This window comes from Bradyrhizobium vignae (genome assembly GCF_004114425.1).
Classification (GTDB): Bacteria; Pseudomonadota; Alphaproteobacteria; order Rhizobiales; family Xanthobacteraceae; genus Bradyrhizobium; species Bradyrhizobium vignae.
The window spans coordinates 1-19,561 of sequence record NZ_RDQF01000006.1; the positions used below are offsets into that span (position 1 = coordinate 1).

13 protein-coding genes and 1 pseudogene are annotated in these 19,561 nt (G+C 64.6%); 6 read left to right on the forward strand and 8 right to left on the reverse strand.

The annotated features are described in order from the left end of the window. Positions 1-186 precede the first annotated feature (186 nt). The 3 genes and pseudogenes from EAV90_RS06745 to EAV90_RS06755 all read right to left on the reverse strand — a co-directional run. Positions 187-378: pseudogene (locus tag EAV90_RS06745) on the reverse strand (inorganic phosphate transporter); the annotation flags it as partial. Between the two features lie 25 nt (positions 379-403). Continuing rightward, positions 404-1,846, reverse strand: coding sequence for a UdgX family uracil-DNA binding protein (locus EAV90_RS06750; RefSeq protein WP_122404190.1), 1,443 nt, complete (start codon positions 1,844-1,846; stop codon positions 404-406). Beyond that, complete coding sequence (locus EAV90_RS06755; protein ID WP_122404189.1) at positions 1,846-3,081, reverse strand: putative DNA modification/repair radical SAM protein; 1,236 nt, start codon at positions 3,079-3,081, stop codon at positions 1,846-1,848. Before EAV90_RS06755 ends, EAV90_RS06750 begins: the two co-directional genes overlap by 1 nt. Positions 3,082-3,242: 161 nt before the next feature. Here EAV90_RS06755 and EAV90_RS06760 point away from each other — a divergent pair, with 161 nt between their 5' ends. Genes EAV90_RS06760 through EAV90_RS06770 form a run of 3 tightly spaced genes read left to right on the forward strand, consistent with a single transcriptional unit; the run spans position 3,243 to position 8,894 of the window. Beyond that, a complete protein-coding gene (locus tag EAV90_RS06760) occupies positions 3,243-4,031 on the forward strand; it encodes an ImuA family protein (RefSeq protein WP_122404188.1) in 789 nt (262 codons plus the stop codon). Beyond that, complete coding sequence (locus tag EAV90_RS06765) at positions 3,928-5,523, forward strand: Y-family DNA polymerase (protein WP_162500364.1); 1,596 nt, start codon at positions 3,928-3,930, stop codon at positions 5,521-5,523. The genes EAV90_RS06760 and EAV90_RS06765 overlap by 104 nt, the downstream gene beginning before the upstream one ends. Further along, positions 5,520-8,894, forward strand: a complete 3,375-nt coding sequence (locus EAV90_RS06770; RefSeq protein WP_129142951.1) for an error-prone DNA polymerase — start codon at positions 5,520-5,522, stop codon at positions 8,892-8,894. Before EAV90_RS06765 ends, EAV90_RS06770 begins: the two co-directional genes overlap by 4 nt. 204 nt (positions 8,895-9,098) lie before the next feature. Here the strand turns inward: EAV90_RS06770 and EAV90_RS06775 are convergent, their stop codons facing one another. Both EAV90_RS06775 and EAV90_RS06780 read right to left on the reverse strand, forming a co-directional pair. Beyond that, entirely contained in the window at positions 9,099-9,869 is a 771-nt protein-coding gene (locus EAV90_RS06775; protein WP_122404186.1) for an SDR family NAD(P)-dependent oxidoreductase, read from the reverse strand. A gap of 182 nt (positions 9,870-10,051) precedes the next feature. Beyond that, positions 10,052-10,339, reverse strand: a complete 288-nt coding sequence (locus tag EAV90_RS06780) for a hypothetical protein (protein WP_129142952.1) — start codon at positions 10,337-10,339, stop codon at positions 10,052-10,054. A 109-nt stretch (positions 10,340-10,448) separates the two neighbouring features. Between EAV90_RS06780 and EAV90_RS06785 the strand changes: the two genes are divergently transcribed. The 3 genes from EAV90_RS06785 to EAV90_RS06795 all read left to right on the forward strand — a co-directional run bounded on the left by EAV90_RS06785 (position 10,449) and on the right by EAV90_RS06795 (position 16,385). Continuing rightward, entirely contained in the window at positions 10,449-11,849 is a 1,401-nt protein-coding gene (locus tag EAV90_RS06785; RefSeq protein WP_122404184.1) for a CoA transferase, read from the forward strand. A 145-nt stretch (positions 11,850-11,994) separates the two neighbouring features. Beyond that, positions 11,995-13,239 carry an efflux RND transporter periplasmic adaptor subunit gene (locus EAV90_RS06790; protein ID WP_122404183.1) on the forward strand — a complete coding sequence of 415 codons (1,245 nt, stop codon included), beginning with the start codon at positions 11,995-11,997 and terminating at the stop codon, positions 13,237-13,239. 29 nt (positions 13,240-13,268) lie between these two features. Further along, positions 13,269-16,385, forward strand: coding sequence for an efflux RND transporter permease subunit (locus EAV90_RS06795; protein ID WP_122404182.1), 3,117 nt, complete (start codon positions 13,269-13,271; stop codon positions 16,383-16,385). Positions 16,386-16,388: 3 nt separating this feature from the next. Here EAV90_RS06795 and EAV90_RS06800 read toward each other — a convergent pair whose 3' ends face one another. Genes EAV90_RS06800 through EAV90_RS06810 form a run of 3 tightly spaced genes read right to left on the reverse strand, consistent with a single transcriptional unit; the run spans position 16,389 to position 19,415 of the window. Continuing rightward, positions 16,389-17,351 (reverse strand): amidohydrolase family protein, encoded by a 963-nt coding sequence (locus EAV90_RS06800; protein WP_122404181.1) that lies wholly within the window; start codon positions 17,349-17,351, stop codon positions 16,389-16,391. 51 nt (positions 17,352-17,402) lie between these two features. Beyond that, positions 17,403-17,960 carry a P-loop NTPase family protein gene (locus tag EAV90_RS06805; RefSeq protein WP_122406759.1) on the reverse strand — a complete coding sequence of 186 codons (558 nt, stop codon included), beginning with the start codon at positions 17,958-17,960 and terminating at the stop codon, positions 17,403-17,405. A gap of 24 nt (positions 17,961-17,984) precedes the next feature. Next, a complete protein-coding gene (locus EAV90_RS06810) occupies positions 17,985-19,415 on the reverse strand; it encodes a TolC family outer membrane protein (protein WP_122404180.1) in 1,431 nt (476 codons plus the stop codon). Between the last annotated feature and the right edge of the window lie 146 nt (positions 19,416-19,561).

Consider the following 19,561-nt stretch of genomic DNA (forward strand, 5'->3'; position numbering starts at 1 on the left):
TGCCGCAGCCGCAAGGATCACGCCGCCGAAAATCTCGCCCTCATCCGCAAGCTGGCCATCAATACCCTGCAGGCAACGCCCGGTCCTGCCCGCATCAGCCACAAAATGCTCCAAGCCAGATGGAATAGACTTCCTTCTCTCCGCCCTCGCCCATATGCGATAGCCCTAGTAAGAACGGGGAGAGGGAGAGATCACCTTGGATGCCGCGTCGGACGTTTTCTGGAACTGGGCGACTTGGGATTCCGGCAGCGCGCGGTTGAGCGCATAAGCAGTCGGCACGGTGCCGATCAGGATCAGCATGATCAGGCCCATGCCCTTCTGGCCGTCGTTCGAGCCGTGCGCGAAGCTGACGCCGGTGCAGGTTGCTATCAGCAGGCCGCCGCTCTGGTTTCCCTGCCAATACTCAGGCGGCCCGTGCAGCCTTCTTCTGCAAGCCGGCAGCGATCTTCAAATCATCGACAAAGCGCTGATACTCCAGCACCTTGGATTCCGGATCGGGCAGCCGCAGCAGATAAGACGGATGCACCGTCACCAGCGCCTTGCGTCCGTCGGGAAGGTCCATGAGCCGGCCGCGGTTCTTGCCGATCGGGGTGATCTTGCCGAACACGCTTTGCGCGGCGGTGGCGCCCATCGCCACGATGAGATCCGGCTGGATTGCCGAAACTTCCCGCTCATACCATTGCCGGCACGCCCGGATCTCAGGTGTGTTCGGCTTCTGGTGCAGGCGGATCTTTCCGCGCGGCACGAATTTGAAGTGCTTCACGGCATTGGTGACATAGACCTTCTTGCGGTCGACGCCGGCCTCCTCCAGCGCGCGGTCGAGCATCTGTCCGGCCGGACCGACAAAGGGATGGCCGGCGAGGTCTTCCTTGTCGCCGGGCTGCTCGCCGACCAGCATGACGTTGGCGTTCTTCGGGCCCTCGCCAAACACGGTCTGCGTCGCATCCTTGTAGAGATGACAGGCGCGGCAATGGGCGGCTTCCTCGCGGAGCATTTCGAGATCGTCGGCAGCTGGCTTGCGTTTCATCGGAGCCTCCGGCCGCTTCTGAGGCTTATGCGGATCGGTTGCGGCATTGGCGATCATGGCGCCGGTCATGCGCTCGGCGTCCTCTATCAAGGGCTTAATGATCGAAGCCTCGGGCAGGTTCCTCCAATATTTCTTCGGCATCTCGGCCTGCATCGCCTTCACCTTGAGCCGGGCCGGATTGAAGATGCTGGCGTAGTAGCGCCGCCAGGTTTCCTCCAGCCGGTCATCGCCCGGTGCCTCGCTCTTGCTGACACCCGGCGTGAACGAGAGCGCGTGGCCGTCCCAATGCGCGCATAGATCGGGCGTCAGGATCGACCAGGGCATGTCGACAAAGCGCTTGGCGAAGAACGGCGCGGCGAGCTCGACGATGTGATGCTCCGGCTCGAACCAGGCGACGTAATGGGCCTGGCGTTCGCGGCCGATCTCGCGGAAGCGGACGAAGGCATGCATCTTGTGCTCGTCGCGATAGACCGCTCTCGCCATGGAAGTGACCTGCGCGACATCAGGGTCGGTTGCGACCTCGATGAGATCGTGGTTGTCCTTCAGCCGGAACAGCAGACGATAGAGGATCGCAAAACGCTCGACATCGCGGTGCAGAATTGCGGCCTTGGCGAGCTCGACGAATTTTGCGGATACGTTGAAGGTGCCGTCGTTCACCTCGAGGATCGGAGACGGCGCGGATGGCGCGAATAACTCTGCTTCGCCGCCTCGCACGGTCCAGGTGACATCGCGCGGCTCCACATGATGTAGTACGAGCGTACGCGCGGCTTTGCGCCAGCCGCCGAAATCGGTTTCGGTGTCGAGGATGATGTACTGCATCAGAAGCCAAATCCCAGTTGCGTTGCTTTCGGCCTGAATCGTTCGATCAGCCCGGCAGCGTCGAGCTGATGCGGTGAGGGGCGGTGATCGCTGAGGACGATGAACGGCAGCGCCTTGTTTCGCGGCACGTGCAGTCGCGTGAGATCGGCCACGCGGATCGTGCTGGTGCGCCGCGTCGCGATGATACGTTCGACCGCCTTGGTGCCGAAGCCCGGCACGCGCAGCAGTTCCTCGCGGCTGGCGCGGTTGACGTCGAGGGGGAAGCGGTCGCGATGGCGCAGCGCCCAGGCGAGCTTTGGATCGATGTCGAGCGGCAGCATCGCGCTGTCGTCGACGATCTCGCCGACGTCGAAGCCGTAGAACCGCATCAGCCAGTCGGCCTGGTAGAGCCGGTGCTCGCGCAGCAGCGGTGGCTGTATCAGTGGCAAAGCGCGGCTCGCATCGGGGATCGGGCTGAAGGCGGAGTAGTAGACGCGCCGCAGCCGGTAGGCGCCGTAGAGATTGGCACTGGTGTGGAGAATGGTGTGATCGGAGGCCGCGTCGGCACCGACGATCATCTGCGTGCTCTGGCCGGCCGGCGCGAAGCGCTGCGGTTTTGCCTTGGTTTTTGCGCTGCGGCTGTCCTCGGCTTCGTCGAGCTTGAGCCGCAGCCGGCCCATGGTGCGGCGGATCGCGCGGACGTCCTTCTCCGGCGCGAATTGCTGCAGGCTCGTCTCCTCAGGCATCTCGATGTTGATGGAGAGGCGGTCGGCATATTTGCCGGCCTCCGCGATCAGCGCGTCGTCGGCTTCGGGAATGGTCTTCAGGTGGATGTAGCCGCGGAAGTGATGCTCCTCGCGCAGTTTTCGCGCGACGCTGACCACCTGCTCCATGGTGTAGTCGGGGCTGCGGATGATTCCGGAGGAGAGGAACAGGCCCTCGATGTAATTGCGCCGGTAGAAGTCGAGCGTCAGCTTGACCACCTCCTCGATGGTGAAGCGGGCGCGTGCTACGTTCGAGGAGGCGCGGTTGACGCAATAGAGACAATCGTAATTGCAGGCGTTGGTCAGCAGTACCTTGAGCAGGGAGATGCAGCGTCCGTCCGGCGCATAGGAATGGCAGATGCCCATGCCTGGCGCGGTCGAGCCCATGCCCTTGCCGTCGCTGGAATCCCGTTTCTCGGTGCCGCTGGAGGCGCAGGACGCGTCGTATTTGGCGGCATCCGCCAGAATCTCCAGCTTGCGTTGTACGTCCATCCTGGAATCCCCTTGATTCAGCTCATGAATCCCTGAGCGCGCAATTCGATTGACTCTGTGGCCGCCGTTAGCTTTATATTAGAACATATCATGAACAAATGAGCCAGCCGTTGGTTCTTCTTTTGAGGACCACGGCACCAATCTCTGAAGGAGCGGCGAGCATGAGCGGCGCACGTGGAAGCGCGCTTGCGATCTTGCGCGGCCAGATCGAGCGCATCGAGACCGCGGAGGTCGCGCATCAGCACGAGCGCGTCGCGCTCGGCCATAGCGAGGCCGACGCTGCGCTGAAGGGCGGGCTGGCGCGCGCGGCAATCCACGAGGTGTTTTGCGAAGGACGCCAGGGCGCGGCCGCCACCGGCTTCGTCATGGGGCTTGCTGGGCGCGTCTGCGCGCGTCGACCGCTGTTGTGGGTGCGGCAGGATTTTTCGGAAATCGAAACCGGCGCGCTGTCGATGAGCGGCCTCGCCGAGCTCGGGCTCGACCCGCGCCGCGTAGTGATGGTGCGTGCCGCCGATGTCGAGAGCGCGCTGCGCACTTCTGCCGATGCACTCGCCTGCGATGCGCTGGGGGCCGTCGTGATCGAGCTCTGGGGCGAGATCAGGCAGTTCGATCTCGTCGCGAGCCGTAAGCTGACGCTCGCTGCGCAAGGCTCGGGCGTTACCGGTCTGATGCTGCGCATGGCCGCGCAGCCGCTGCCCTCCACCGCGGAGACACGATGGATGTTGCGGGCGGCGCATTCGCCGCCGGGCTCGATGTGGAGCGCCTGGGGCGCGCCGGTGTTCGATGCCGAGCTCTTGCGCAATCGTCATGGCCCCTGCGGCCGGTGGATCATGGAATGGAGTTGTGATGAGTGCCAGTTCAGCGAGCCGTCGACGTATCCTCAGCCTGTGGCTGCCGCGCCTGCCCATCGACCGGATCCAGCGCTTCTTCAGCAGCGCCGGGCTGGGTAAGGCCAATCATGAGCCGAGCATCGTCGTCATCAAGGACAACAATGCGCTGGTGATCCATGCGCTGGACGAGGCCGCCGAGCGCCTCGGCCTGTACATCGGCCAACCCCTGGCCAATGCGCGGGCGATGTGTCCTGACTTGAAGGTGTTCGATGCCGATACCGTCGCCGATGCCAAGACGCTCAGCGACATCGCCGACTGGTGCGACCGCTTCACGCCGCTGGTGGCGTTCGATGCGCCGCACGGGCTGTTCCTCGATATCACCGGCTGCGCGCATCTGTTCGGCGGCGAAGCCGCGCTGTTGCGAACACTGGTCCGCGCGCTCGGCCGGCAGGGCTTTGCCGTCAGCGCGGCGATCGCGGGCACTTCGGTCTGCGCCCGCACGCTGACGCGGCAGGCATCCGGCACCATCGTGGCCGATGGCGGAGAGGCGGAGGCGATCAGCGGGCTGCCGGTGTCCGCGCTCGGTGCGGGCGAGGCCATCACCACCGGCTTGCGTCGCGCCGGCTTGAAGACCATCGGCGATGTCGCCTCGCGCGAGCCGCACGAGATCACGGCGCGGTTCGGTGCGCGGTTCTCAACCCTGCTCGCGCATGCGCTCGGACAGGGCGATGCGCCGATCAATCCGCGCAAACCGCTGCCCGATTACATCGTGGAGAAGCGCTTTGCCGAGCCGATCGCGACCGACACGATGATTGCGATGACGCTGTCGCGGCTCGCCGACACGCTTGTTACGTCCATGGAGAAGCAGGGCAAGGGCGCGCGGCGGCTGGAGGCCGCCTTCTTCCGCACCGACGGCGTGGTGCGGGCGATCACGATCGAGACCGGACGTCCGGTGACGCGAAGCGCCGTGATCGACCGGCTATTCCGCGAACGCCTCGATGCGCTCGCCGATCCCCTCGATCCCGGTTTCGGCTTCGATATGGTGCGGCTGTCGGCGAGCCGCACCGAGATCGTGGTGCAGGAGCAGCGCGATCTCGATGCCCATGTCCACGACAATGACGAGCTTGCCGCGCTGATCGACCGCATCGCCGCGCGCATCGGGGGAAAACGCGTCGTCGTGCACCTGCCGCAGGAGACCCATATCCCCGAAAGCGCGGTGCTGGTTGCATCGGCGCAGCATCATCTCACCTCTGCCATGCAGGCCGAATGGCCGGCGCGCACCGAGAGCGAGCCGCCGCTGCGTCCCTTAAGGCTGTTCGACAAGCCGGAGCCGATCAAGGTGCCGTTCGCGACCGTGCCTGATGGTCCGCCACACCAATTCACCTGGCGGCGTGCGCTGCATGCGGTGGTGAGGGTGGAAGGGCCCGAGCGCATCGCGATGGAATGGTGGCGGCAGGACGGCAAGCAGCTGACGCGGGATTATTTCCGCATCGAGGATGCCGAGGGCCTGCGTTTCTGGATCTTTCGCGATGGTCTTTACGAGGGAGAGGTGTTCGACGGCGACGGCAAGCCCGCTTCTCCCGGCTGGTATGTGCATGGTCTCTTCGCATGAATACGCCCGCTTATGCCGAGATCGGCATCACCACCAATTTCTCCTTCCTGCGTGGCGGCTCGGATCCGCGCGCCTATGTGCATCAAGCCAGCGCTTTGGGAATTCCGGTGATCGGCATCGCCGATCACAACACGCTCGCCGGTGTGGTGCGGGCCTACAAGGAACTCGACAATGACGAGGTGCTGCACAAGCCGAAACTGCTGATCGGCGCCCGCATCGTCTTCATCGACGGCACGCCCGACATCCTGGTCTATCCGCGCGACCGCGCGGCCTATGGCCGGCTGTGCCAGCTTCTCACCCGGGGCAAGCGCGGCGACGACATCACGCGGATCGAGAAGGGCGAGTGCCGTCTCACTTTCGTCGATCTCCTCGAGTTTTCGGAAGGCCAGCTCCTGGTCCTGACGCTACCGCATCGTTTCGACCCGGCGCAGGCGCTGGATGTTCTCGCAAAGCTCAAGGGCAGTCGCGCCGAGGGCGTGTGGCTGGCGGCGAGCCTGCTCTATCGCGGCGACGACCGCCGCCGCCTGGCGCGGCTCGACGATCTCGCGGTAAAAGCCAAAGTGCCGCTGCTCGCGACCAACGAGGTGCTCTATCACGATCCCGGCCGCCGGCCGCTTCAGGATGTGCTCACTTGCATCCGGGAGAAGACCACGATCGAGGCGGTCGGGCGAAAGCTCGAGGCCAATGCCGAGCGATTCCTGAAGACGCCGCGCGAAATGGCGCGGTTGTTCCGCGATTTCCCCGAGACGATCGCGGAGACCATACGCTTTGCGGACAGGATCGACTTCTCGCTCGACCAGCTCAAATACCAGTACCCGGACGAGCCGGTGCCGCCGGGCAAGACCGCGCAGGGACATCTGGAGGACCTGACCTGGGCCGGCGTGCAAAAGTATTTCGGTGGCGAGATCGACGACAAGCTGCGCGCCACCTTGAAGAAAGAGCTCGCGCTGATCGCCGAGCTGAAATACGCGCACTACTTCCTCACCGTGCACGACATCGTCCACTACGCGCGCAGCCAGAACATTTTGTGCCAGGGGCGGGGATCGGCGGCCAACTCGGCCGTCTGCTACGTGCTCGGCATCACCTCGGTCGACCCGACCAAGGTCGATCTGTTGTTCGAACGCTTCATCTCCAAGGAGCGGCTGGAGCCGCCCGACATCGACGTCGATTTCGAGCATTCGCGGCGCGAGGAGGTGATGCAATATGTCTATCGCCGCTACGGCCGCCACCGCGCCGCGATCATCGCTACCGTCATCCATTATCGCCCGCGCAGTGCCATCCGCGACGTCGGCAAGGCGCTTGGCCTGACCGAGGACGTCACCGCCGCGCTCGCCGACACCGTCTGGGGCAGCTGGGGCAAAGGCCTCAACGACATGCAGGTCAGGCAGGCCGGGCTCGATCCCAACAATCCCATGATCAACCTTGCGGTCGAGCTTGCGACCGAGCTGATCGAATTCCCGCGCCATCTCTCCCAGCATGTCGGCGGCTACGTGCTCACCCAGGACCGGCTCGACACCTATGTGCCGATCGGCAATGCCGCGATGGACGACCGCACCTTCATCGAATGGGACAAGGACGATGTGGACGCGCTTCATATGATGAAGGTCGACGTGCTGGCACTGGGCATGCTGACCTGCATCAGGAAATGTTTCGATCTGATCGACCAGCACAAGGGCGAGCGTCTTGTGCTGGCGAGTGTCCCGCAGGACGATCCCAGGGTTTACGACATGTTGTGTGCCGGGGAATCGCTCGGCGTGTTCCAGGTCGAGAGCCGTGCGCAGATGAACATGCTGCCGCGTCTGAAGCCGCGGACCTTCTACGATCTCGTCATCGAAGTCGCGATCGTGCGCCCCGGGCCGATCCAGGGCGACATGGTGCATCCTTACTTGAGGCGACGCAACGGGCTCGAGCAGGTGAGCTATCCCTCGCCCTCACCGGAGCATGGCGACAAGGACGAACTCTACAAGGTGCTGCACAAGACGCTCGGTGTCCCGCTGTTCCAGGAGCAGGCGATGCGCATTGCGATCGAGGCCGCACATTTCACCTCCGAGGAAGCCAACGGCCTGCGCCGCTCGATGGCGACCTTCCGCAATGTCGGCACCATCGGCCAATACGAGGAGAAGCTGATCGGCAACATGATCCGGCGTGGCTACGATCCCAATTTCGCCAAAAGCTGCTTTGACCAGATCAAGGGATTTGGCTCCTACGGCTTTCCGGAGAGCCATGCGGCGAGCTTCGCGCAGCTGGTCTACATTTCGTCGTGGCTGAAGCACTACCATCCCGATGCTTTCTGCTGCGGTCTGTTGAACTCCCAGCCGATGGGCTTTTATGCGCCGGCGCAGATCGTCGGCGATGCCCGCAAGAACGGCGTCGAGGTCCGTGACATCGACGTGTCCTACAGCTTTGCGCAGAACACGCTGGAAAATACAGATGGCAAATTCTGCGCCGTACGCCTCGGCTTCCGCCAGATCGACGGTTTTCACTGGCTTGATCCTGATGAGGAGTTCCTGAAAAACGAGCAGGCAAAGCGGCAAAGCAAGGAATATGTCAGCCAGAAAGATTGGGCCGACCTTATCATTGCCGCCCGCAATCGCCGTCCTTTCTCCTCGCTGGAAGACTTCGCGCGCGATACCGGCCTGCCCAAGCGCGCGCTGATCCTGCTGGCGGATGCCGACGCCTTCCGCTCGCTCGGGCTCGACCGCCGCGAGGCGCTGTGGCAGGTGCGGCGGCTGCCCGACGACGTGCCGCTGCCGCTGTTCGAGGCGGCGACCGCGCGCGAGCAGCCGGACGAAGGCGCAAGACCGCTGCCGGCGATGCCGCGCGCCGAGCAGGTGGTCGCGGACTACCAGACCATCCGCCTGTCGCTGAAGGGCCATCCGATGGAATTTTTGCGCGAGATGTTTACGCGTGAGCGCGTGGTCGCCTGCAAGGAGATCAGCCATGAGAACGAGCGGCGTCGCGTCCGCTGCGCCGGCGTGGTCCTGGTGCGGCAGCGGCCGGGCAGCGCCAGCGGCGTCGTGTTCATGACGCTGGAGGACGAAACCGGCATCGCCAACGTCGTGGTGTGGCCCAAGATCATGGAGCAGTACCGCAAGGAGGTGATGGGCGCGCGCCTCATCCTGGTCGAGGGCTACATCCAGAGCAGCCCCGAGAAGGTGACGCATCTCATCGCCCAGCGCATGGTCGACCGCTCGCACGATCTGGTCGGATTGGCCAATGATGCGCTCAGCCGCAAGCATCCGGTGCCGGCAGGAGCCACCGTGGTCGAACCGCTCAACGAAGACCCTCGCGCGCTCGCAGACATGCCGGCGCAAAAAATCCGCCACCCCCGCAACGTCCGCATCCTGCCGCCGTCGCGCGATTTTCATTGAAGACACGGCGCGCAGGATGCCGCCACATCTCATTGCGAGCTCGCGATCACGAGTTTGATGATGCGGATCGCGCGCCACACTCTCAGTCGTCATGCCCGGGCTTGACCTGGGCATCCACGTCTCTCCGAGTGCTCCGGCACCGCGTGGATGGCCGGATCAAGCCCGGCCATGACGGTGGAGGAAGCCGCGCAAATCAGGCTCACTTCAAAAATTCACCCGGTTCGAGATCGCGCCATCCACGACAAGGTTCGATCCCGTCGTGAACCCCGATACCGGGCTTGCCAGAAACACCGCCGCGCTCGCGATCTCCTGCGGCGTTGCCATGCGGCCGGTCGGATTGCGGCTCATCGCATCCTTATAGCGTTCCGGCATGTTTTTCTCGATCATCTCCCAGACGCCGCCCTTGAAATAGACGGTGCCGGGTGAAACGACATTCACGCGGATCTTCTTCTTCGCATATTGCCGCGCCAGTCCTTTGGCCATGTGGATCAGCGCGGCCTTGATCGGACCGTAGGAACTCGCCGTGTCCGCCTGCGCCGCGGAGATCGACGAGATGATCACGAAGGCCGCATCGCCGCTGCTGGCACCGCTTGTCTCGAGAAACGGCCGCGCCGCGTCGAAAGCGTGCACGGCGCCGAGAACGTCGAGCCGGAAATTCTGCTCCCAGGACGCGGGATCGTGTCCTTGCGCCATTGCGCCGGCATTGGAGAACAGCATGTCGATGCCGCCGAGCTCCTTTGCTGCAGCCTCGATCCAGGATTTCAGGGCCGTGCCGTTGGTGACGTCGACCGGGCCGCCGGTGGCGTTGATGCCGCCCGCCTTCAACTCCGCGACAGTGGCCGCAACCTGGTCCGCATTGCGCGCGCAGACCGCGACATTGGCGCCTTCACCGGCTAGCGTCGTCGCGATCGCCCGCCCGATCCCGCGCGTGCCGCCGAGCACGATCGCGTTCTTGCCTTTCAGACCGAGATCCATCTTGGACTCCTTCTTTGTTTCTTGGTCGCAGGAAGTGTAGCTGCTTGAAGGGACACGCAGAAGCCTTCAAATCATCATTGCGAGGAGCTCTTGCGACGAAAGCAATCCAGACTGGATGCCGCAGCAACGATTCTGGATTGGTTCGCTTCGCTCGCAATGACGTGGAAGGAGATGCGCTCGCCTCACTCCGGCGCCGCGCCCACTGGTGGGCCGCCGGGCGGCCGGTGCAGGAAGGTCAGCGATGCGTAGGCGCCGACCCAGGAGCCGAGCGCCGCGAAGGCGACATAGAATGCATTCTCGGTGTAGCTGATCACCGCGTAGGATGAGAGCAGGTACCAGATCGCGCTCCAGGTCGCCGCCGGCACGCGCTTGCGCGCGACCACGGCCGAGGTGAACATCACATAGACCGCGTCGGTGGCCGCCGTCGCGACGAAGACGGCGCCTGCGGTGAGGGGATCGATGGCGGCCATTGCATTCCCTTGTGTGCTGATGGATGGTCGCAAAAACTACAGCATGATCCGTGAAAGTGTGCAGCGGTTTTCCGAAAGATCATGCTCCTGGAAACGGAGAGAAGCGGCCATGCAAAGCCCCGCCGATATTCTTCGCAGTATCTGGACCTCCGTCGGCGGTGATGCGTCCGCCCTGGATCGCGTGCGGCTGACCGGCACCGAGCCACAGATCCCATCCTCGTTTCGTGTCGCCGTCGCCGGCCAGACGACGATAGCCGCCGCCGGCCTTGCCGCCGCCGAAATCTGCCGACTGCGCAGCGGTGAGACTCAGGATGTTCATGTCGACATGCGCCACGCCGTCGCCGAATGCCGCTCCGAGCGCTATCTGCGCGTCGATGACAAGCCGCCACCGCCGGCCTGGGACGCCATCGCCGGCGTCTACCGGACCGGCGACGGCCGCTTCGTCCGCTGCCACACCAATTTCCCGCATCATCGTGACGCCGTCTGCAAGGTGCTTTCCTGCGCGCCCGAACGCGAGAAAGTTCAAGCCGCGTTGATGCAGTGGCGCGGCGAGGATTTCGAAACCGCGGCCTACGCAGCAGGCGGCGTCGTCGCCTTGATGCGCGGCTATGACGAATGGGCGGTGCTGCCGCAGGCGCGTGCACTCGCCGAACTGCCGCTGGTATCGATCGAGAGGATCGGCGAGGCCCGGCCAAAGCCGTGGCCAAGAGGCGATCGTCCGCTCTCGGGTCTTCGCGTCCTCGATCTCTCCCGCGTCATCGCGGGCCCCGTCGCCGGCCGCACGCTCGCTGCGCACGGCGCAGACGTGCTGCTGGTGTCAGGGCCACAGCTGCCCGCGATTCCCTGGCTCACCATCGATACCGGTCGCGGCAAGCTCACCACCTCCATCGAGTTGAAGAATGAGGCCGGGCGTGCGCAGCTGCGCGAGCTATTGAAAGACGCCGACATCTTCTCGCAAGGCTATCGCCCGCGTGCGCTCGCCGCGCTCGGCTTTGCGCCGGAGGACGCAGCGCAAATCAATCCCGGCCTCGTCTATGTCACGCTGTCGGCCTATGGTCACACCGGCCCCTGGGCCGAACGGCGCGGCTTCGACTCTCTGGTGCAGACCGCGACTGGCTTCAATCATGCCGAAGGGCGGGCCGCCGGCATCGATGCGCCCAAGGAATTGCCGGCACAGATCCTCGATCACGCCACCGGCTATCTGATGGCGTTCGGCGCGATGATGGCCAAAGCGCGCCAGGCGCGCGAAGGCGGCAGCTGGCACGTGCGCGTGTCGCTGGCGCAGACCGGACGGTGGCTGTGGAATCTCGGCCGGCTCGACGGCGGGCTGAATACCACGGATCTTACGGGCGAGGCCGTACACGCTGCGTTCATCGAGAGCGTGCCATCTGGCTTCGGCACGTTGAAGGCAGTGCGCCATTCCGCACTGCTATCGAAGACGCCGGCGCGATGGGGCCGTCCGGCAATGCCGCTTGGCAGCCATCCGGCACAGTGGCCGGAGCGAAGCTGACGTGAAGCTGACGTGTCGCAAAATTTTAACGCAAACCGAAAGGTGCGAGGCGTTTTTTAGGTTGTTTGAACTCCCAATTCGGCAGTATTAGCGCGATCGACAAGGCAGGCGTCTGCCGAGATCGCCGCAGACACGACCGGGCTCCATGGCAGTTGAAAATACCAAGCGATTGCAGGTGTTTACAAGACAACGGATGATCGTGTCCGTAGTTTTACTAGCTCTTGCCGGTGCCGGGGCCTACGGCTTCCTCTATGCGGGGCCGAAGGAAAAGAAGCCCTCCGAGATCTCGAGCCAGTCACGCAAGAATGCGCAGACCTTCACGCCGACGCCGTCCGAATGGGCGACGCTGACGATCGAGCCGGTCAAGGCCAAGACCTTCCGCGCCGAATATGTCACCGAGGGCAAGGTCGCCGTTGACGAGGACCGCTCGACACCGGTGTTTTCGCCCTATGCGGGCCGGGTCACCAAGCTGCTGGCCAAGCCCGGCGAGATGCTGAAGCAAGGTCAACCGCTGTTTACGATCGAGGCCGCCGACACGGTGCAGGCCCAGAACGATTTCATCGCGGCGATGACTGCGCAGAACAAGGCGAAGTCGGCGATCGATCTCGCCGACATCCAGTACAAACGCGCCAAGGATCTCTACGAGGGGCACGCCATTCCGCTGAAGGACTACCAGCAGGCGGAAACAACCCAGATCCAGGCGCAGAACGACATGCGCTCCGCGGTGACGGCGCTGGAAGCCGCGCGCAACAAGCTGCGCATCCTCGGCTTCACCGACGAGACCATCAAGACGTTCCAGGAAAAGGGTACGATCAATCGGGAGATCACGATTTACTCGCCGATTTCCGGCACGGTCGTGCAGCGCAAGATCGGCCCCGGCCAATATGTCAGCGCCGGCGCCAGCGATCCGGTCTTCGTGGTCGGCGATCTCTCCACGGTCTGGCTCACCGCCTTCGTGCGGGAGAGCGATGCGGCCGCGGTGTGCATCGGGCAGGACATCAGCGTCAATGTGATGGCCCTGCCGGGCCGTCCGCTCGCTGCCAAGATCAACTACGTTGCCGCCGCGATCGACCCCACCACCCGCCGCCTGCTGGTCCGCGCCACCATCGACAACCAGGACGGGCTGCTGAAGCCGGAGATGTTCGCGAATGTCACGATCTATTCGGCCGGCGACCGCGCCGCGCCGGCGGTGCCGAAGCAGGCGCTGATCTATGAAGCCGACAAGGTTCGCCTCTGGGTCGCGCGCGAGGACAAATCGGTCGAGCTGCGCCAGATCAAGACCGGTCTCATCAACGGCAACCTCGTCGAAGTCACCAGCAATCTGAAGCCTGGCGAGCAGATCGTCACCAAAGGCAGCCTTTTCATCGACCGCGCGGCGTCAGGCAGCTGATCGACGACCCAAAGAAATTGAAGACCTGAATGGATCGTCTCGTCGCCCTTGCCGTCAACCGGCGCTTTCTGATGGTCGGCATGTTCGTCGCCGTGTTGATCGGCGGCCTGATCGCGTTCAACCAGCTCAACATCGAGGCCTATCCCGATCCGACCCCGCCGATGGTCGACATCGTGACGCAAAGCCCGGGCCTGTCGGCGGAGGAGATCGAGCGCTACATCACGATCCCGATCGAGACCCAGGTCGCAGGTCTGAAGAACCTCACCACCATCCGCACCATCTCGCTCTACGGCCTCTCCGACATCAAGCTCCAATTCTCCTTCGCCTATACTTATGACGAAGCGTTGCAGCAGGTGCTGAACCGCCTGGCGCAGCTCGCGCCGCTGCCCGGTAACGTGCAGCCGCAAATCTCGCCGCTCAGCCCGATCGGCGAAATCTTCAGGTATCGTCTCGTCGGCCCGCCGAATTACAGCGTGCTCGACCTCAAGACCATCCAGGACTGGATCCTGCAGCGCCGCTTCCGGGCCGTGCCCGGCGTCATCGACGTCACCGGCTGGGGCGGCAAGAGCAAGACCTATGAGCTCGAGGTCGATTTCAACAAGCTGGTCGCCAACGGCCTGACCCTGCCGCAATTGCTCCAGGCAGTCGGCAATTCCAACGTCAATGTCGGCGGCAACACCGTGGATATCGGCCAGCAATCGGCCGTGGTGCGCGGCGTCGGCCTGATCCGCTCGATCGACGATCTCGCCAATACCATGGTGGCGCAGACAGGCGGCAACCCGGTGCTGGTCAAGGACGTCGCCACCGTCACGGTCGGCCAGAAACCCCGCCTCGGCATCGCCGGCATCGACGAGGCCGACGACATCGTGCAAGGCATCGTCCTGATGCGGCGCGGCGAGCAGAGCTCGCCGACCATCAAGCGCGTCCACCAGCTGGTCCAGCAGATCAACAACTCCAGCATCCTGCCGCCCGGCGTGCGCATCGAGCGCATCTACGACCGTGGGGATCTGATCGAGCTCACCACTCACACCGTGCTGCACAACATGGTGGTCGGCATTTTGCTGATCGTGCTGTTGCAGTGGATATTCCTTGGTGATCTCCGCAGCGCGCTGATCGTCGGCGCCACCATTCCATTCGCACTGTTCTTCGCCGTGATCATCCTGGTGCTCCGCGGAGAATCGGCGAACCTGTTGTCAGTCGGAGCGATCGATTTCGGCCTGATCGTCGATGCCACCGTGATCATGGTGGAGGCGATCTTCCGGCGTCTGACCGAGACGACGCCGGTGTCGGAAACCGAGCAGATGTCGAATGAGACGCTGTTCGGCATGAAGAGCCATGCAATCCTCAGCGCCGCGGCGGACGTTTCGCGCTCAATCTTCTTTGCAGCGGCAATCATCATCGCGGCCTTCCTGCCGCTGTTCACGCTCTCCGGCGTCGAGGGTAACATTTTCGGGCCGATGGCCCGCACCTATGCCTATGCGCTCGCCGGCGGGCTCCTTGCGACGTTCACTGTCACGCCGGCGCTGTCCGCGATCATCCTGCCCGCCCACGTCCAGGAAACCGAGACGAAGGTCATGCTGATCCTGCACCGGCTCTACATGCCGGTGCTGAACTGGGCCGTCGCCAACCGCAACATCGTCCTCGGCGGCGCCGTCGGCCTCGTGGTGATGACGGTGGCACTCGGCCGGCTGCTCGGTCTCGAATTCCTGCCGAAGCTGGAAGAGGGCAATCTCTGGATCCGCGCCACGCTGCCGCCGACCATCTCGCTGCAGGAAGGCAATTCCTATGTCAACGAGATGCGCAAGGTGATCCGCGCGCGGCCCGAGGTCGAGTCCGTTGTGTCGCAGCACGGTCGTCCCGACGACGGCACCGACGCGGCCGGCTTCTTCAACGCCGAGTTCTTCGCGCCGCTCAAGCCCGCGAGCCAATGGCCCGGCACGCACGACAAGGAAGAATTGACCGCGCAACTGCTCAAGCAGCTCGACGATCGCTTCCCCGGTGTCGAGTTCAACTTCTCGCAATACCTCCAGGACAACGTCTCGGAAGCCGTCTCCGGCGTGAAGGGCGAGAACTCGATCAAGCTGTTCGGCAGCGACCTCCAGGCGCTCACCGACACCGCCAACAAGATCAAGTCGGTGCTGGCCACCGTGCAGGGCGTCACCGACCTTGCGGTGTTCACCTCGCTCGGGCAGCCGACCGTCCAGATCGACATCGATCGCGCCAAGGCCGCGCGCTACGGCCTTGCGCCGGGCGACATCAATGCCACCATCAAGGTCGCGATCGGCGGCGACACCGCCGGCGACCTTTATGAGCCTGGAAGTGACCGCCATTTTCCGATCATCGTTCGCCTCGCGCCGGAATACCGCCGGAGTGCCGAGGCGATCCAGAATTTGCGGGTCGGCGCGCCCGGGCCGAACGGCACCGTCACGCAGATCCCGTTGAGCGAGGTCGCCACTATCAACCTCGTCTCGGGAGCGGCTTACATCTATCGCGAGCAGCAGGAGCGCTATCTGCCGATCAAGTTCTCGGTGCGCGAGCGCGACCTCGGCAGCGCGATCCGCGAGGCGCAGCAGAAGATCGCCGATCAGGTGCAACTACCGCCTGGCTCGCACATGGAATGGGTCGGCGAGTACGGCAATCTCCAGGACGCGATCCGGCGACTGTCGATCGTGGTGCCGATCTCGCTGGCGCTGATCGGCATCCTGCTCTGGTTCAACTTCGGTTCGATGGCGGACACGCTGCTCGCGATGAGCGTGATCCCGATGGCGATCTTCGGCGGCGTGCTCGGGCTGTTGATCACCGGCACGGCGTTCAGCGTGTCCGCGGCAATCGGCTTCATCGCGCTGTTCGGCATCGCCGTGATGGACGGCATCATCATCATCTCGCAGTTCAACCAGCTCATCGAGGAGGGAATGGACCGCATGGGCGCGGTCGTGCGCACCGGCGAGCTGCAGCTCCGGCCCGTGCTGATGACCTGCGTTGTCGCAGGCGTCGGCCTGCTGCCGGCGGCACTGTCCGAAGGCATCGGCTCGCAGGTGCAGAAGCCGCTCGCGGTCGTCGTCGTCACCGGCATGATGCTGGCGCCGGTCGTGATCCTGGTGACCTTGCCGGTCCTGATCTCCTTTTTCTCCCGCCGCGCGCGCTGACCGTCAGAACCCGTAGAGCCGCGCCGGATTGTCGACCAGGATCTTCTTGCGCACCTCCGCGTCCGGCGCCCACACCGGGAGCTGGTTGAGCAGGCGGCCGTCGTCGATCTGATAGAGCGGCGCGATGTCGGTGGGCTTGCGTCCCTCGACGCGGCTCGAATCCGGATGCGGCCAGTCGGTGCCCCAGACGATGCGGTCGGCATTCGCCGTGATCAGCGCGCGGGCATAGGGCACCATGTCCTGATAGTCGGGCGCGAGCTTGGACGAACGATAGGCGCCGGAGATCTTCACGTAGGCCTTGCCGGACTTCACCAGTGCGACGAGATCGGAGAAGCCCGGCTGCTCCAGCCCGAGCGAAGCGTCGAGGCCGCCGAAATGGTCGAACACGACGGGCACCGGCGCCGTCTCGACCAGGTCCTTGATCGCCGAGATCATGGTCAGCGTGGTGTAGAGCTGCACGTGCCAGCCGCGCGTCCTCATGCGCTCGACGGCGGCGGTGAAGCGTGGTCGGCCGACATTGGGATCATTGACGCCGCCGGTCGCCAGATTGAGGCGGATGCCGCGGAAGCCGTCCTGATGCATCGTATCGAGCGCGCTCTCCGGCGTCTTGTCGTCGATCACGGCGACGCCGCGCGCGGTCGCGCCGCGCGCCTTCATGCCGAACAGAGTGGACGAATTGTCGGTGCCGTAGACGCTCGGCGTCACGATCACCACGCGCTCGATATGCAGCGCCTTGTGCAGCGCCGCCATTTCTTCCGGCGAAGCCGGCTCCGGCGTGTAGACGCGCCCGGCGAAGAACGGAAACTTTTCGACATCGCCATGAATGTGGGTATGGCAGTCGCAGGCATGCGCCGGCACGTCGAAATTGATCGGCGTCGCAGGCTGCGCCGCGCGGGCGTGGGCTCTGTTGGTCATGGCTACTCCGGCGGCGAGGGAGGCAAGCAGGACGCTGCGTCGATTGAGCATGGTTTCTCTCCCGGTTATTTTTTTGTAGGCGGGTGAGAGGAGACTATCACGTCAGCCGGGCAGCCGCTCCGCTTCGCTGCATAGCTGCTCGACGAGACCAGCAAGCGGACGCGAGCCGTCCACGCGCACGACCGGGCAGGACAGGCCCGCGAGCCAAGCCTCATCTTTTGCGAGACTGCGGCCCTCGCGGTCGCCGGCTTCGTAGCGCGAGGCCCATTCGACGAAAGATTCCGTTTCCTCATGACGCCAGCCGCCCTGCGCGACGGCATCAGCTCCGAAATGCGCGGCCTCGCGGCCACGCAGGCGCTGCAAGCGAAGCTCGCGTGGCGTCGTCACAAAGATGACGAGATCGAAGAGCGGGACGAGCTCGTTGCCCCAGCCGGTGACGGTTCCGCTGAGCACCCAGTCGAGGCGCGGCAAGAACATCTCGCGCATCAGGCGCAGGCGGTCGGCGGCGGGGCGGGTCGTCTGATAGGGCGGCACGGTCGGCAGCCAGAAATAGTCGTCGCTGTCGTGATGCGGCAGCGCCAGCCGGCCGGCGAGCGCGCGACCGATCGTGGTCACGCCGGAGCCCGAGGCTCCCATCAGATGAATGCGGCGGCTTTTCATCGGCATCCACCAGAGAGATTTAGGCTACTGCCCCGACGGCGTGCGCAGGCCGTGCCAGGCGTCGCGGACCTGGTGGTAGTGCACCTCGGGCAGATAGTCCGGCGTATTCAGGTTCAGCGTCTTGACATCGAGATGGCCGATGGCGCTGAGCAGCGTGTAGGAGGCGATCACCCGGTCGCGTTGCGCACCGATCAGGCGGGCCTTGGCCTGGATCAGATCGGCTTGCGAGTTCAAGACGTCGACCGTCGTGCGCTGCCCGCCGGCGGCCTCGCGCTGCACGCCCTGCAGCGCGACGGTCGCCGCCTTCACCTCGGACTCCGAGGCCGAGACCGCGATCTTGGCGCCTTCATTGGCGGCCCAGGCGCTGACCGCCGCCGTGCGCGCCTGATTGCGCACCTGGTCGAGCACCAGCCGGCTCTGCGCCGTCATCTCCTTGGCCTGCCGGGTCTGCGCCGCGGCCTGGCCGCCGTCATAGATCGGCGCGGTGACGTTGGCGATGATCGAGGCCTGGTCCTCGGCGAAGGTGCCGAGGGTCGGGTCGTTGTTGCGGCTCTTGCTGGCGCTGCCCTGGATGGTCGCGCTCGGCAGCAGCGTGCCTTCGGCGATGCGGATGTTGGTGGAGGCGACGTCGACGTCGAAGCTGGCGGCCATCACCGCCGGATGCTGGCGGATCGCCATCGTCATGGCGTCCTCGCGGCTCTTCGGCAGATAGCGGTCGATGGCCTCGGCAGGCTTGAGCTGCGACGGCGCATTGCCGATCACTTGCGTATAGGTGGCCTGGCTGACGGCGAGCGCGACCTCGGCCGCGTTGAGATCGGAGAGGCCGCGGTTGAGACGGGCCTCGGCCTGGGCGGTGTCGGTCGGCGTGACATCGCCGGCATTGAGACGGCGCTGGGTGACGGCGAGTGTCTCGCGCAGGAAGGCGACGTTGGAGCGCTGCGCCTCGACCAGCGACTGGTTGGCGAGCACGTTGGTGTAGGCGGTGACCGCATCGAGCAGCACGCCCTGGCCGACATTGCGCAGCGCCTCCCGGCCCGACTGCACCTGGAGTTCGGCGGCCCGTACGCCATTGGCGGTGCGGAAACCATTGAACAGGGTCTGCGTCACGGTGACGCCGATGATCCAGGGCTTCAGATTGGCGGTCTGGATGGTGTTGTCGGGCAACAGATTGCGCACCGATTGCAGGCCGGCGCTGAGGCTCGCCACGATCTGCGGCCGGTAGCCGGCAAGCGCCTGCGGCACGTTCTCGTCGGTCGCGCGCTGGCGCGCGCGCTCGGCATTGAGCTGCGGATTGGTCTGGTAGGCCTTGGCCAGCGCCTCGGGCAGAGCTTCGGCCCAGGCGGCGGAGGGCAGGGCGCAGGAGAGCGCCAGCGTGGTCCATGTCGCAAACACGGGACCCACGCCCCATCGATGCCGCGTCACCACGCGACCGGCTCTGGCGGTACGCCCAATCATGTAATCCCGCTTAACCCCCGGCTATCCGCCCCCACCGACGATGGCCTCTTAACTGTTTAGCCAGCCGAGGTCCCGCAGGCAAACTGCCGCGGGGAAAACTCCCATGTATTCCGTGCTTGTTGCAGCTCCGTCACAGGATTTCAGCG

What these genes read in the sequence shown, in the direction of transcription:
- EAV90_RS06750 (WP_122404190.1), bottom strand. Translation starts at nt 1,846, where the DNA reads ATGCAGTACATCATCCTCGACACCGAAACCGATTTCGGCGGCTGGCGC.
- EAV90_RS06755 (WP_122404189.1), bottom strand. Translation starts at nt 3,081, where the DNA reads ATGGACGTACAACGCAAGCTGGAGATTCTGGCGGATGCCGCCAAATAC.
- EAV90_RS06760 (WP_122404188.1), top strand. Translation starts at nt 3,243, where the DNA reads ATGAGCGGCGCACGTGGAAGCGCGCTTGCGATCTTGCGCGGCCAGATC.
- EAV90_RS06765 (WP_162500364.1), top strand. Translation starts at nt 3,928, where the DNA reads ATGAGTGCCAGTTCAGCGAGCCGTCGACGTATCCTCAGCCTGTGGCTG.
- EAV90_RS06770 (WP_129142951.1), top strand. Translation starts at nt 5,520, where the DNA reads ATGAATACGCCCGCTTATGCCGAGATCGGCATCACCACCAATTTCTCC.
- EAV90_RS06775 (WP_122404186.1), bottom strand. Translation starts at nt 9,869, where the DNA reads ATGGATCTCGGTCTGAAAGGCAAGAACGCGATCGTGCTCGGCGGCACG.
- EAV90_RS06780 (WP_129142952.1), bottom strand. Translation starts at nt 10,339, where the DNA reads ATGGCCGCCATCGATCCCCTCACCGCAGGCGCCGTCTTCGTCGCGACG.
- EAV90_RS06785 (WP_122404184.1), top strand. Translation starts at nt 10,449, where the DNA reads ATGCAAAGCCCCGCCGATATTCTTCGCAGTATCTGGACCTCCGTCGGC.
- EAV90_RS06790 (WP_122404183.1), top strand. Translation starts at nt 11,995, where the DNA reads ATGGCAGTTGAAAATACCAAGCGATTGCAGGTGTTTACAAGACAACGG.
- EAV90_RS06795 (WP_122404182.1), top strand. Translation starts at nt 13,269, where the DNA reads ATGGATCGTCTCGTCGCCCTTGCCGTCAACCGGCGCTTTCTGATGGTC.
- EAV90_RS06800 (WP_122404181.1), bottom strand. Translation starts at nt 17,351, where the DNA reads ATGCTCAATCGACGCAGCGTCCTGCTTGCCTCCCTCGCCGCCGGAGTA.
- EAV90_RS06805 (WP_122406759.1), bottom strand. Translation starts at nt 17,960, where the DNA reads ATGAAAAGCCGCCGCATTCATCTGATGGGAGCCTCGGGCTCCGGCGTG.
- EAV90_RS06810 (WP_122404180.1), bottom strand. Translation starts at nt 19,415, where the DNA reads ATGATTGGGCGTACCGCCAGAGCCGGTCGCGTGGTGACGCGGCATCGA.